Origin of the sequence: Azospirillum sp. TSO22-1, assembly GCF_003116015.1 — a bacterium.
In the GTDB taxonomy this organism is placed as follows: domain Bacteria; phylum Pseudomonadota; class Alphaproteobacteria; order Azospirillales; family Azospirillaceae; genus Azospirillum.
The window spans coordinates 1-13,575 of sequence record NZ_LGQZ01000136.1 but is presented as its reverse complement, the minus strand read 5'-3'; the positions used below and the strand labels follow the sequence as shown (position 1 = coordinate 13,575).

At 58.8% G+C, this 13,575-nt stretch carries 10 protein-coding genes and 2 pseudogenes; 2 read left to right on the top strand and 10 right to left on the bottom strand.

Annotated features, from left to right (window positions below):
* The first annotated feature begins 325 nt into the window (after positions 1-325).
* Complete coding sequence (locus TSO221_RS29265) at positions 326-1,369, top strand: hypothetical protein (RefSeq protein WP_109122039.1); 1,044 nt, start codon at positions 326-328, stop codon at positions 1,367-1,369.
* Complete coding sequence (locus TSO221_RS29260) at positions 1,369-1,938, top strand: hypothetical protein (protein WP_109122038.1); 570 nt, start codon at positions 1,369-1,371, stop codon at positions 1,936-1,938. The genes TSO221_RS29265 and TSO221_RS29260 overlap by 1 nt, the downstream gene beginning before the upstream one ends.
* Before the next feature lie 85 nt (positions 1,939-2,023).
* Here the strand turns inward: TSO221_RS29260 and TSO221_RS29255 are convergent, their stop codons facing one another.
* From TSO221_RS29255 to TSO221_RS29210, 10 genes and pseudogenes are all read right to left on the bottom strand, one after another.
* Positions 2,024-3,604, bottom strand: a complete 1,581-nt coding sequence (locus TSO221_RS29255; protein ID WP_109122037.1) for an ATP-binding protein — start codon at positions 3,602-3,604, stop codon at positions 2,024-2,026.
* Positions 3,601-5,217: a radical SAM protein gene (locus TSO221_RS29250; RefSeq protein WP_109122036.1), complete on the bottom strand. Its 1,617-nt coding sequence runs from the start codon at positions 5,215-5,217 to the stop codon at positions 3,601-3,603. Before TSO221_RS29250 ends, TSO221_RS29255 begins: the two co-directional genes overlap by 4 nt.
* Positions 5,210-6,229, bottom strand: a complete 1,020-nt coding sequence (locus tag TSO221_RS29245; protein WP_109122040.1) for a DGQHR domain-containing protein — start codon at positions 6,227-6,229, stop codon at positions 5,210-5,212. Before TSO221_RS29245 ends, TSO221_RS29250 begins: the two co-directional genes overlap by 8 nt.
* 115 nt (positions 6,230-6,344) lie before the next feature.
* The gene (locus TSO221_RS29240) at positions 6,345-7,385 is read right to left on the bottom strand and encodes a ParB N-terminal domain-containing protein (RefSeq protein WP_109122035.1); all 1,041 of its coding nucleotides are present in this window, start codon (positions 7,383-7,385) and stop codon (positions 6,345-6,347) included.
* Positions 7,386-8,879: a DEAD/DEAH box helicase gene (locus TSO221_RS29235; RefSeq protein WP_109122034.1), complete on the bottom strand. Its 1,494-nt coding sequence runs from the start codon at positions 8,877-8,879 to the stop codon at positions 7,386-7,388.
* Complete coding sequence (locus tag TSO221_RS29230; RefSeq protein ID WP_146208938.1) at positions 8,866-9,183, bottom strand: hypothetical protein; 318 nt, start codon at positions 9,181-9,183, stop codon at positions 8,866-8,868. The genes TSO221_RS29235 and TSO221_RS29230 overlap by 14 nt, the downstream gene beginning before the upstream one ends.
* Positions 9,184-9,269: 86 nt before the next feature.
* The gene (locus TSO221_RS29225) at positions 9,270-10,280 is read right to left on the bottom strand and encodes a hypothetical protein (protein ID WP_109122032.1); all 1,011 of its coding nucleotides are present in this window, start codon (positions 10,278-10,280) and stop codon (positions 9,270-9,272) included.
* 138 nt (positions 10,281-10,418) lie between these two features.
* Positions 10,419-10,793, bottom strand: a pseudogene (locus TSO221_RS29220) (IS630 family transposase); the annotation flags it as partial.
* Positions 10,794-10,912: 119 nt separating this feature from the next.
* Entirely contained in the window at positions 10,913-12,310 is a 1,398-nt protein-coding gene (locus tag TSO221_RS29215; RefSeq protein ID WP_109122031.1) for a RelA/SpoT domain-containing protein, read from the bottom strand.
* 551 nt (positions 12,311-12,861) lie between these two features.
* A pseudogene (locus tag TSO221_RS29210) lies at positions 12,862-13,575 on the bottom strand (IS3 family transposase); the annotation flags it as partial.

Sequence of the window (13,575 nt, the reverse complement as noted above, 5' to 3'; positions counted from 1 at the left end):
CAGCCGCCGATCCTTGACTCCGCCAACCATCTGGGGATTTTTCGCCCGCCCGTTTTGGGGAAACTTCATCCGGCCTTTACACCAGTTCCGAGTCGTACGGCGGGCGACCACATCGATCACGGATTTCCCCTTCCGCCTTTACCAGACGGCACATCAGAGGACACCCTTCACGGCTTTTTGTAGCTCGCGGCCTCGCCCTTTTTAGGCCGAGCGCCATCCAAGCTCCCCCTAACGGTTGTGTTCTTTGCCATTCGCTGTCCGCAGATGGTAGCTATCTCTGACGGCTGAAAGTGCGTGGCCGAAGGACTGGCTTGAGGGAAGGAAGATGCCGACAGCTTATCACATGGTTCACTACCGGCGTTTCGATGCGAACAGCGCCGGTTCGCAAAACATCACGCTGGAAGGCTTGTGTCGGCAAGCGCTTGATCAGGAAGACAGCTCAGGCGTGTCCCTATGGGGACGAGCTCAAGACCGGTTGTTTGATCTTGCCGATCCCAGCGGACGTCAGGTCATTCTAAACCGGGTGGCCGACCTCTCAAGCGCAGTGTTCGGTGAAATGTGCCTCTTCCAGAGCCAGGATTTCCAAGCCCTTCTTGAGCTTCAGGCGTCCAAAGTGCAGCTTTCCAACATTACGACCGCGGAAATCTTCAATCTCGCGGAACGCTCAGCTCCAAGCGGCTCAAAGTTCATTAGGGGCCTTGGCTATTGGATAGCCATCGGAAACCACCTCTTTTTCGTCAAGACGCAGTCCATGACAGCACAATTTATTCACAACTACATTGAGTGGTTGCTCAAAACCTGCACATCAGCCATCCATCAGGGAGCAGTTTTTAAGCTGCAAGCTGAGTTCGATAAGACTCAGGTAACTGGTGACATCGGAGACATCACCAGTCTGCGCGTGAGCGGAAAATCTGCACCTCAAATGACCATCATGCCCTCTTCAGATGATGGCGAGAAGAAGATGGTTAAGACTTCGCGCACGCTGATCGACAAATCCTACATCTCGGAGAAGGCTGTCTCTATTGCTGAGGCGGTCTTTGGCAAGGCCAGAACGGACGCTCTAATTGAAAGCCTTGGACCCGATGAATATCTTTCTGCTGACGCGTCGGTGAAGGTGCGCGGAAGAAGGACCGCGCAGTCCCGCGAGAAGCTGAGGGAGTTGGCCAACGATCTGGCCGAGCTGACGGACGAGAAGGTCCAGGTCGAAGGCAAGGACGGGAAGCTCTCCGACGACGATGCGATCCTTCGGACCCGGATGCCGTTCAACCAGCCGCACGCGGGGAGCAACATCCTTGAATTTGACCACGTGGCAGACCAGTTACAGGTGGTATATTCTCGTTTTGTTCAGGATGGAAAGATAGAGGCCTGATGGCACAGAAGGCGACCATAGGAGGGGTTTTAGCTTTAGCCGCGCTGTTCGGCTGGGGCGTGCCCCTTCTGCGCCTTTTCGAAGCGTTCCAGCCGATGATCGTCGCGCTGTCCATCATGGTGGCCGCGATCCTGGTGCGCCTCAACCGGGGCATGCCCACATTGGACTGGAAAAGCCTCGAGCCAGTTGAACGCGCGCGGCTCACCTCCAGCATTGTCTCTTTGACCCAGGAATACGTCATCATCATCGGCATTGAGGCGACCCTGCTCGCCAGCCTCGTTGCGCTGACGGTGGTTAAAGATGAGGTGAAATATTGGGATATTTGGACCACTCGCGGGGTGTCCGCAGGCATCGGGGCCTTGATCGCTTTGAGCATCGCTCGAATGGGCTACGTGATCTGGCGGGACTATGACATTGTCAGATTGCAGAAGAAGTTGATCGATGCTTCTGGTGCGCGCGAGAAGCTTGAGGCTGATTTGAAGGCATCTAGTGAAAAGATTGCGAGCATCCGCTCCGCGGGACTGCGAAAGACTGGCTCCAGCGATCCCAAGCCTTGGCCAGACGAGTAGCTCGTATCATCAGAGCGACGTGATGCCATTAGGCAGCAAATCGTGCACCGGTGCACGATTTGCCCTCACATTCTGAAAGCAGCCCCTAAGACGCGTTCGCGCCCTGGGTCAGCTCCCGTTGAAGGATGCGTTCGACGAGAGCCTTGGCCGCACTCCGGTTATTGGAGTGTGCATAGATCATTGAGATCATGCGGCGGAAAAACTCCTGCTCGGGCTTAGGCAGGTGAACGAGCGGGTCGCCTGCGGCTATAGCGCGAGAGACGCCTTCGATCTCGCCCCTCAAAGCGGCGATCTGTTCATCTAGAGCAAACTTCGCTTCCGCGAGCAGGGGAGAGGCGGCGAGCAGCTCCAGCTTGCGCACGCCGGCTTCAGCCGCGGCAGCGGCTTGGCTGCGGGCGGCCTCGTCCAAGCCGCCCTGCTCCAACACGTCCAACCGCTCGCGAACTCCGACGCTGACGAGCTCGAACTCGCGCAGCTTGGAACGGCGGGACGAATAGGTTCGACAGCGCTGGGTGATGTCTCGCGTCACCGGCAATAGATGTGTCAGCAAGTTGCCGTAGTGGACGTTATACTCGAACTGGTCGCGGCGGCCATTGGGCGACAAGCGCGGATCAAGCACGTGCACCTCACCGACCGACCAACTGTTGAATCGGGCTTCCGAGAACAAGCTTTCGAGGATGGCCCCATCCCCAATCTGCATGTTGCCCCCCCGCAGGCGCAGCCCCTTAACCAGAGTAGAAACGGAGAGCGCACCCTCATAGCCGTGGTGAAGGAACCAAGCCACGGCTGCAATCCGGCTACCATCCTGGCTAGGAACCTCGACGAACACCGGCGGCTCGAATTGACTAACTCGCCCGCCGAAGTCAACGGTGTTGCGGTGGGGCCGAGTGAGGGGCGCGCCATCGTTAATGGTCACGGCAACCTCGCTAAATCCCGGATACGCACGGAGTTGCTCCGTAATCTGATGGCCGAAGTTGAAGTCCGGGTTGAAGGGGACGGGCGCGACCTGCGACAGGTAGTCGACCACCTCTTCGGCGCTCAGGAGCTTGTCGCTCCGCCCCCGCGGAACTCGCAATAGTTCCACCTCAAAAAAACGTGGTGGATCATCCGAGCAGGCGGCACGTCGAACAACGGTTACGACCTGGGACACCAGTTCGGCGACATCGCCCTGAAAATCAGGGTCGGCCAGTGCGGATTTCAAGGCTCGGCCATCCCAACGCACCTCTGAAACTTCGGCCTCGCCCTCAGCGCGCGACCGGAATATCAATTCCTGGGCATGACCAAGGCCGGCCAGCCGGCCAACGCCCCGGAAGCCCCGGGCTGGCGTGCCGCGCTTTTCGCTGCCTCCGAGCGCAACCATGCGCGACACGAAATCTGCTGAATCAGGCGCTAAGCCGTCGTCGCGGATGCGCACCGACCGGCTCTGTGCATTGACGGCGACCTCGACTCGACCTCCGTCCGGCGCCAGCCTTCCGGCACGGCGCGCGGCATCGATCGAGTCAGCAGCGTTCTGGACGTACTCGCGGTAAACGACGAGCGGATCCACGTACATTGCCGTAGATAGAAGCTCCAGAACATCCTTGCCGAGCCGCACATCCCTAGCGGCCAAGGACGTGCCAGCCGAAGCTGCGACCCGTGCGGCGCGAGCCGCCATCGCGGCGCTCACGCGGCCTCCAAAGACTTGAGAGACGGAGCGGCAACACCGTCCTCATCATAATCCAACCCAGCATCCTCGACCCGTTCGTCGTCGGCGGGGCCGGGATCCACCGGTGCAGAGCTCCGGGCCTTTTGCTTAGCCCAGATAGCGAACAACTCTTCCTTGGGGCGTGACCTGTAGTAAGGCAGCACCCGACGGATAGCGGCGCTGTTGGTTTGGTCGCGCAGCCCTCCGAAATCGCTCGGGTCGCAGGACGAGAGAAGCTTCAGCAATTCCTCCCGCTCATCTCCTGTCAGGCGCGCAAAATCAACTTGAAAGTCATCGAATTCTGGCCGACCCTCGCGGTTCTCATACCAGTCCCTGTTGAAGATGAAATCATGGGGAAGGGCCAAGATTTGTTCGTACTCGTCTGGCGTATCACCGAACGCACGTTTAAAAAACTCGGGCTCTCCGCTGACCACGCCGTGGGTAGCTTGCAAGATGATTTGCATGGAGCGTAGCTGGTACCGGCTCCACCGCTCGCCGACGTGACCGCGGTCGGGCCGGTTGGTCGGCTGATAGCGCATGGGAAAGGACCAGATGCGCACTCCTAGCTCCTCGTTCAGCGTCACGTTTAGGCGCATGCGCTCGAAAAGGTCCTTCGGTCCGTCATGAAAGTTGTAGAGCATGTAGTTGGAGAGTTCGGCCAAGCCAAACTCGTGCGCGTAGCGTACCGCCTGCTCGTATGGTTTGCGGACGCCCAGGTGATCGAATGCAATCCGAAGCGGCTTTAGACAGATGGTTGCAAGTTCACGCAAATACATGGGATCCTTTGACAGGATCCGCGCGTCCACACCCTGATTAAAGTCAACGCGGCGTTGCACTGGCACCCGCGCTTCCGGACGGATCAGCTTGGCGCCCGGTGTAAAGCCGAGGTCGCGAATCTCCGCCATAATCTCTTTGAAGCGTGGGCTAGCAACGACGTTATTGTCCATCAGGATCAAATCCTTCTTGGGCCCATAAAGTCTGTCGATAGCCTCCACGACCCCCGTGAGCGAGTCGGTGTCGCGTTGCATGCCCTCCAGCTTCGGAACGCCACAGAAGTGGCACTTCCGAATGCAACCCCGGGAGGTATAGGCAAAATAAGCATCCCGAACAGGGTAGCGATAGGGGACTTGTTCAAGGATGCTGTAATCAGGTATCAAGTCCTCGATTGGCTTGCCATGAAAATCGTCGGAGTATAGTTCCTCAGCGAATTCATCAAGCTGCAACGCGATCGCCGGCGGATCCGACAACAACCCTTTAATGAAGCGCACACCTTGCCAGCGACGCTCCTCCACGAAGCGCTCGTGCATCAGGGAAGCTGCAATGCCGCCCACAAACACCTTGTCCGCCTGACCGTGGGCAACCTGCAGAGCAAAATCGATAGTCTGGGCGATCTTCGGGAACTCGAAAGAAAACAGGGTGGCAACATAGATGCGATCCCACGCCTGCAACAACACCGACCGGTCCACTCCTTTAATAAATCGAACACGATCCTGCTTGCCTCGCGGGCCGTGATATTGAGCGATCTTCATCAGGCCAAGAGGCGGATACTTGTTTTTGTAGTCCGGCTCGATCAGCAAAATGTTCTTGTCAGCCATTTGCCACCTTTAGACGCGCACGACGGCGGGCGTCTCCAATGATCCGAACTGCAGCGGCAACGCCGCCCTCCCCCCCGAGCCCCTTCAGAGGTCCGTTGTTGGACCAGTCGAACGCAGGCATGAAGTCCACCAAGGCCTCAGTAAATGCGGCAACGCCCGGGCGTCGCCCCGGCGGCTGCTCGTTAACGATCTCCGCAGCCAACTCCATCAGTGCGTAGACGCCGACCCCCTTGGTCACCAGATGCTTGCGGCACTGGACGAAAACGTGGGGAACCACGGTAGCCACCGCGACCCAGAATGCGTACGCCGCGTGCGCCGCCTCTTCGGCAGAGGCGAGCTGACCGGGACGCAGGCGCCTCAGGAACAGCTTGGCCGCCTTCTGCATGGTGCGAAGCGATGCGCGTCGCTCCAAACCGGATGTAGCATCGCCGCCCAAGTCCAACCGGTCACGCCAGGGCGAGGAGGGCTCATTTTTTAAATGCAGCGCAATCAGCAGTTCCGGTCGCTCAGTGGCCAGATCCTCACATAGTTGGGCGTCGTGAAAGTCCAAAATGCTTCGAGACAGCCCCCGGGCTTTGCCGTTGATGATGCCAAAGATCTCCATTTCTTCGCGTTCGCTGAGCTCGAGGAAGCACATGAAGGGAAGAGACACGTCCGAGTCACCAAGGAAGCCCAACCGGTGCTGGCAATCGACCTGGGCAAGCGGCCGCCGCCCCGGCTCAATGGTTAGACGCGCGCCCCCGTCACCGACATCTTCCAGCCGCCAGTCACCATCGTTAGACGTCCGAAGATTGAAGGTAAGCGGGATGGTTGCGGCGCCCGGACGAGCGATATAGCGACGGAAATCGAGGCTGTGCTGGGCGTTGAAGCGACGCTGGTAACCTCGACCAGTCCGCTCGTCAAGCACGTCGGCAAAGCTCAACGCGTGGAGAAGGCGTGCGGGTGCAAAGCCTATCAGGACACGTCGGTTCGCCGACAGACCGACCCACCCCCTCAAAACCGATAGCCCCACCCTCGCCCCCAAAGTTGCAGTCGCTTGCTGCACATTTTGCAGCCTTGCACTGCAATTAGCGGATTTGGGGGCGAAAGTCGATCGGAAAATGGTGCTACGGCTTTCGTCCGCGCGCTCAGCCGATTGCAGCCTTCTTCGAATCCAGTAAGTCCTTCAATTTTCTCGCCTTTTTTTCGATCTCCTTCAGTTCGAACTGTATGCTATCACGGACAGACTTAGGGGCATCGAGAAGATCGTCCTCGGTGGTGGTCTCAACCAGCCATTTTCGAAACCGCCGCAGTTTGTTGAGGGCATGGTTCTCGCCACCGGCCGTCACCGCCACCTCGTGCGCCTCAGCAAAATCGTAAGTCCCGACCATGTAGCGCTTCAGGATCTTAGGGTTACTGGTGCATATAGTCGGCAGCTTGTCCCGAAGCTCCATAGCCTTGTCGATAGCGCCGGATTTAATTTGACTGACAATGAAAGCGTCGAAGTCAGCAACGTCTTCCCGCACTTTCCTGATCTTGCGCGATTTCAGAAATTCATCATAGTAGCTCCACCGATCACGGTTCGCGTCATCGTGCTTGATCATGAACTCGTACACAGAAACAAGGTGGCGGGCCTCCTCCTTGGTGAGACCCATTTCTGCGGCGACCACCGGCAGATCCACCTGTTGCGACTTGAACCGGCGATAGACGAACCCCGCCTTCTCGTAAGGCGCCCAGTCTTTCTTTCCCTTGACGTGATACTGAGCGAGCAGGGCAAATATCAGTTTGTCATCGATATCCGCCGGCAGAAGGGTACACTTCACCTGACTGAACCGGAGCGGGTCCTCCGAGGCGAGATGGTGGTAGGCAGCCAGTCGGCTGTTGCCTTCCAAGACGACAAATTCGCCGTCCCGGACAATCAGAGGGTCGATTAGGCCGCCGTTGGCCCGAATGTCATGCACCAGCTCGCGCACATGCTCCAGCCCTAAGAGACGTTCGAGGATGTCTGCCTGAGTCGGCGTACTGCTGACACCGCACACGAAAGAGTAAATCCTAGGGTTTTCGACATAGAATTGAAGCTGCTGATAGGGCACTTCCCGGGTGACAGTTGCCACCGTTTGCCCTCGGATTAGAAGCGTACCCATTGCTCCCTCCGAAGCCGCTGATGCGGCCGCCGCCGACATGCTCATTTACTCGTCCGCTCCAAGGATTTCGCGAATAGCCCGGCCGAAGTCGTAATCGGCCAATCGCCCGTACTCTTCCCTACTTACATCCGCTTGCGCTAGTTGTGCGGCTAAGCGTTTCGCCGCGAGAAGCGAATCCACCCACTCGTCCACCGTGTCTGTACCGATCAGGTTCCAGATAAAGCAGGTTTGCGTCTGGGAAATGCGGTGTATCCGGTCTTGAGCCTGCAGGTAATCGTCCAGGCTGAAGGATCGGTCGAAGAATACCGCATGGTTGGCCACGGTGAGCGTCAGGCCCTCCTTGGCTGCGCCAGGCGTTGCGACAAGCACTTTTGCACGCTGGTCGGTCTTGAACGCTGCAAGGGCTGCGTTGCGTGCGTCCATCTCCAGCGCGCCGTGCACCTTCACCGCGCCGTACTCCGCAAATTCGTGAGCCAGCCAATCGGCATTGGCGACGAAGGAGGTCCAGACAATGATTTTCGACCCGGCGCCCACCGCTTCGCTGACCAGGCGGTGCAGGGGTGCCAATTTCCCAGGCGCTTCAAAATAGGACTCGTCGACCAAGCGCGGATTGGAGGCCAACTGCACCAAACGCAGCAGCCGCTTCAGCACCTCTTCGGCGTCATCCTCCACCACCTTGTCGCCAAACACCACTGTGGCGCGGAGTTCGTTACGGATGGAGTCATAAAGCTCCCTCTGGCGCGGCGCGAGCGGCATGGAGACATTCGAGACCCGCTTGTCTGGTAGTTGCAGTCCGGCCGTCGCTTTGGTTTCCCGCACTGTAAAAGGTGCAATGCGGGCGAAAACGCTCTCCAACTCCATTTCGAAGCTTTCACGCAGCGCCTGGTCCTCCCAGAGATCGTTGGTGAGGTCGAGCTTCGCCTTAAAGCTTGGGAAGTCGCGCCCTAAGGCTTTACCTCCGTCCAGGAAAAAGATTTGAGACCAAAGGTCGTAAGGCCGGTTGGCTACGGGCGTGCCAGTCATGATCACCCGCCGTGCGAAGCCTGGCGCCAAGCGGTGGAGAGCCTGCGTCAACTCGGCCTGCGGGTTCTTGATCTTATGCGCTTCGTCCAGAATCACCGCTACGCGGCGGGTTTTTAGGAAGAGGGCAAGCCGTCGCTCCTCGCTTCGGAGTACTTCGTAGTGGGCCAGGAACACAGGCGTGGGTGAGTTCAAAGCGTAGAAGTTGGAAGAGTGATTTTGGTCCAGCACTCGCGCCTTCAGATGCGAGTGGGCGGCTATCTCCTCTACCCAGTTCTGCACAAGGCTTCGCTTGGTGACGAACAGCACTGTGTCCACCTCTTGGCTCCGCAGCCATTCCAACGCCAAATCGATGCCGATCTTAGTCTTGCCGAGCCCCTGTTCGTGGAAGAGCGCCGCATAGGGCAGCCCTTTTACAGCCTCCACCGCCTGTAGCTGGTAGGTGAAGCCCGCATGTCGTGCGGCGAGGTCAAGATTCGCCGCGCGGCGAATTCGGGTGCCCGATTCAAGCGAAGCCATCGATGATTTCCAAGCGCACGTGAGCATGGGCGGGCTCGCAAAGCCGGTTCAGAATGGCCCGCGCGCGCGCGCCGGTAAAGGGCGGAACGGCTAAGTAGAAGGTTGAGGCAGGACGCACCGCCAGATGGTCTAGAAAGGCACGGATTTGGCGGGCCGAACGCTCACTCTCGAGGTCGGGAAACGTCTTTGCCTCGCCCACCACCTCGAAGGTGGCCGGCAGGTCGCTGGCAAACACGTCCGGCAAGAATCCACCTATGCTGGGCGGCCGGTTAGCGCCGAAGGCCGGATGGTCGGCCAACAGCAAGAGCCCCCTCGGCGGCTGATGGCGCGCCTTCACGACGGCGACCAACCGCTCCACCAGCCGGATATGAGCGGCTGACTCCCCGGACATCAGTTGGAAAGATCAATCTCGGCCATCAGACCCTGTAGGGCCTCCATGGCGTCGGCGAGGTACCGAACCGCATCATCATCTGGCTCGGCACGTAGCCGCTGCAGTTCGATTAAGGGAATGCCCTCCACCTTCTCAGTTAACGCGCGTGCCAACTGGTTTAGAGATGCGTTGCGCAGATCCGCATTAAGTGCGGGCTGCTCAAGTGCGTCCAGCGCAGCCTTGATGCCCTTCTTCAGGAATACGGTTCGCGCAGTCTTGTCGCCTAGAACCTTGGGAAGCTGTCGAATGGAGGCCAGCCCGACGATTTTCTTATCCTTAATCCAACGCGCAAAATTGTCGAGGTTAAAACCTGCCTTCAGAATGGCAGTCTTAACTTTATTGTTCTGAAGCTCAACAAAGCCACTGAAACGTTGCGTGTCGTAGTATTCGCCCGGCTCGTGCAGCGGACGGAAGTGATTTTCCATGTCCGCATAAGCGTTGATTGACTGCTGAACGTCGCGTCGATCACCGCCGCACAGTTCGACCAGCCGGTCGAGCGGCATCATGTGCTTGTAGTGCAGCTCCCACTGATATTTCGCTTTGGAGTACGCGTCCCACGGGCGCGGGCCAACCAAGTGCGCCTGCAGCCGGATGGCGTCCTCCCCTTCGCTTTTCAGACCGTCATGCACAATGGCCGGAATGGTAGACCAGTCGCCCTCCACACCGTCCGCGTGGAACTGCCGGTAAATGTAGAGGCGGGTATTGCCCTCAATACAAACCAATCGCCCGTCGGCACCCCGATTCACGATGATGGGCTGCATGATGCCGCGATTAGCGAGGATAGAGTTGCGCAGCTTATCCGGCGTGACGGCGCCCTTACCTTCATTGCTTTCGCCGGCGACATCCAGCGCTAGGCCGATGTGGCTGTCGTTCAGCTCGCCTTCATAGCTCTCAAGGTGCCGTCGGATGCGAGGGTTGTTGCGGTCGAGTTCCACTGCGTAGATCGGCAAATTCTGCTGCACACCCGCCATGTCTCCCCCGCCCCCCTTTATCCCATTCCGCTATCTGTCCCGTCTGTGACTAGCCTGGGTCACACGTTGACGTATATCGCCATCAGACCATTATGTCTGCGAAATTGTGGGTAGTCGAGCCCTCACTAGTGCACTGACTCATTCAGAAGGCGCAGGCAACCGATCGAGTTTGGCGAAGATGATGTCGACGGGCTTGGTACAGACGAAAGGCTTGGGCGCCTTGTTGCGCGCGCGGATGTAGCGTGCGATGGCGTCCTGGAGATCGGCCACGGACTTGAAGACGCCGCGTCGGATGCTTCGGCGGGAGATGATCGAGAAGGAGCCCTCGACGGCGTTGATCCAGGAGGCGGACTTGGACGTGAAATGGAACACCCAGCGGGGAAGATCGGCCAGCCAAGCCAAGTGCGTGTGGATGGCGTCGCTGTCGATGATGGCGTGGATCACCTTGCCCGCCGGGACGGCGCGTTGGACGCCGGCGAGGAACCTGATGAACTCCTTGTGGGTGTATCATTGGGATGGACATTCATCGTACTTTTTCCGAGATCGTGTTCTGGGAAGAGGGCCGCTTGCGACCGGGAGGACGGATAACAGACCTACATGCGCTTCAACTCCGCGCGACTGCCAGTGTAGTGTTAGGACAGCGCTCGCTTGCGGTCCAATGGTTGAGAATGCGACGAAGCGGGCTGCTTTATTCGACTGCGCGCTGCCAACAATTTTGCCTTGTGCGCATCGGCACGCTCCACTGCTGCACGGATGTCTGCTTGCTCAGACGACCTCAACTCTTCGATGAGCTGCTCAACGTCCTGCCGCGCCGCCGTGCTGTCAACACCAAGTGGGGAACCATGAATATACGACCGTCGCAACTTATCCAACTGCGTCAGCCTCATCATCTGGATGCTGTTTAGTATACCTTTTTCCAAGAGATAGGACCCGAGGGTTTGAGCCTGTGACAGATTGGGGGCGATCTTCGGATTGAACCCAGGAGCCGCTTCCTGAAGGATGCGCATCAGGTCCGTCCAAGAAGTCATGAACGAAATAAAGTCCTGATCTCCGACCGCTGATGTCGTTGCAGTGCCGCCGCCTTGCAAGGTCCGGGCCAGCGCTCCGGCATATTCCTCACGATAGATCCGCAGTGCTTCATCGTCGCTGTCGACGATGCCATCGACGATCTGCTCAGAAATGGTCTTGCCCTCGCGGTGCGGCGACAGGCCGGCCAGCTTCGGGGAGACCTTTTCCGGCGTGTCCATGCCGATGCGCTGCAGGAAGCGGTGCAGAACGTCTACGCGGCCCAGGATCGGTTCGCCGTCGGCGCCGCTCTTCTTCACCGCCTCGATCAGGAAGGCGGCCAGTTCGTAGTGGTTGGAGAATTTGGCGCCGCTCCTGGCGACACGGGCCTCCATCGCCCGCTGGAGGCGTTCCAGTGCGATCTCCCCGGCCAGCACCAATCCGTTCAACTCGTCCAAAACCGCCAGTTCATCCTCCGACAGGTCGCCGGACAGCGGCTTGTAAACCAGATCATGTTCCACCTCCGACCAAGCGTGCATCAGCACCGATGCGACCTGGATCTCGATCCGTGCGTCGGCATAGCGAACCTGCGCCGGCGCGCCGTCGTCGCGCAAGGTGACCCGGTAATGGGTGGCCCAATAGCCGGAAAATCGCTTCTCGTAGGGATGGCGCGGCGGACTGCCGTCGGGGAACTTTTTCGGGTCACCGATCAGGCTAAACTCCTCACGGAACAGCCGGTCGACTACCGGCCGGTCCGCCGGGAAGTACAGCGCGGCGCGTACACCGGCCAGATCGACGATGTCCTCGTAGATGTCGTCGACCAAAGCGTATTTTTTCTTTTCGTTTCGTTTGCGAAGCTTGTCCTCCAGCCGGTCGGGCCGCTTGGCGCGAAAGGTGACCATTGCGCGGACACCGTTGTTCTCCAGCAACTGCTCGCACCGTTGGGCGCACAGTTGAGCCGCTGTCCGATAGAAATCGTATTGGCGGCGGTAAGAACGGATGAAGTCCGCAACGATGTCAGTCATGGGTCGTTTGCAAGCCGCTGGATGACGGACGCGGACAGTACCACCGATACGGGTTCTCCCGGAAGAGTCTACGATGCTGGGCTGGCGACCGCTCGAAGCGGCATAGACAAGTTCTTCAACGCTGTCGAACGCGCGTTTCCGGCCGGCAAGGTGATCCACTGTAGAAAGGCACTCACAGCCGACCTGACTGAGCCGAGCAATATCAACAATTTGAGGGCGTTGATTGGCGCCAAAAGCCCACGCCAATCTACAATTGTATCGACAACGGACAGAAGGCGGCTCCCTGAGCCTATGCGAGAATTGCGCAGGACGGCTAAGTGCAAACTTTTTTGTACAACGGCAACCTCGGCCGGACGCCTACTTCGGACATCAAGTGCAAACTTTACCTATAAAGCCCATCGAGCACTAACGGCATATCAATGTGTTTGTTGATGCGTAGGCGCAAACATTCTTGTCGATCAACAGCCGCCGTCGGCTGACAATAAAGTTTGCTCATGCACAAAATAGTTTACACCTGAGCGTGAGCTTCCCTCGGGAGAATGGACACCGGGTTACGCGGTTCGCAGTTCGGCCTGTTCTGGGGTGATGTAGCCGAGAGCCGAGTGGAGCCGTTGGCGATTGTAGTAGCCTTCGATGTAGGCGAACAGGTCCCGCTTGGCGGCCTCGCGTGTCGGATACCGCTGCCCATGGACAAGTTCGGCCTTCAAGCTGCCGAAGAAGCTCTCCATGGGGGCGTTACCCCAGCAGTTCCCCTTGCGGCTCATGGATTGAACGAAGCCATGGTTTTTCACGGCTCTGCGGTACTCCGCCGAGGCGTATTGGCACCCACGGTCCGAGTGCAGCAGCCCCAGTCCGGGCCGTTGGCGCTGGATCGCCATGATGTCGGCGAGCAGGCGTCGGTTCTCTGTCTTGCGCGGGCTTTCCGGCCGACCCCGCCAAGCATAATAGCCGGACGGCGACACATCGAGCGCGTCACACAGCACACGAACCGGATACTCGTCCCGGCAATCCTCAATGAAGCGGAACCTCATTTCAGGGGCTCCGAGAAGATGGAGATTGTTTTTTTAGAATGTCCCGCTCCATGCGAACGCGTTCCAGTTCGCGCTTCAGACGCGCGATTTCCGCCGTCTGATCGCCGGTGACCAGAGGGGCCGCCGCCTGCTTGTTGGGGAGCTGCGGCGGCCCCTCTGGCCTGGCAACGCGCCGACGCCAGGTGCGCAGCATCGAGGGCTGAATGCCGAGCTCCCTGGCGATGTGCTCCAAGG

What these genes read in the sequence shown, in the direction of transcription:
- TSO221_RS29235 (WP_109122034.1), bottom strand. Translation starts at nt 8,879, where the DNA reads ATGGCTTCGCTTGAATCGGGCACCCGAATTCGCCGCGCGGCGAATCTT.
- TSO221_RS29215 (WP_109122031.1), bottom strand. Translation starts at nt 12,310, where the DNA reads ATGACTGACATCGTTGCGGACTTCATCCGTTCTTACCGCCGCCAATAC.
- TSO221_RS29260 (WP_109122038.1), top strand. Translation starts at nt 1,369, where the DNA reads ATGGCACAGAAGGCGACCATAGGAGGGGTTTTAGCTTTAGCCGCGCTG.
- TSO221_RS29225 (WP_109122032.1), bottom strand. Translation starts at nt 10,280, where the DNA reads ATGGCGGGTGTGCAGCAGAATTTGCCGATCTACGCAGTGGAACTCGAC.
- TSO221_RS29240 (WP_109122035.1), bottom strand. Translation starts at nt 7,385, where the DNA reads ATGAGCATGTCGGCGGCGGCCGCATCAGCGGCTTCGGAGGGAGCAATG.
- TSO221_RS29250 (WP_109122036.1), bottom strand. Translation starts at nt 5,217, where the DNA reads ATGGCTGACAAGAACATTTTGCTGATCGAGCCGGACTACAAAAACAAG.
- TSO221_RS29265 (WP_109122039.1), top strand. Translation starts at nt 326, where the DNA reads ATGCCGACAGCTTATCACATGGTTCACTACCGGCGTTTCGATGCGAAC.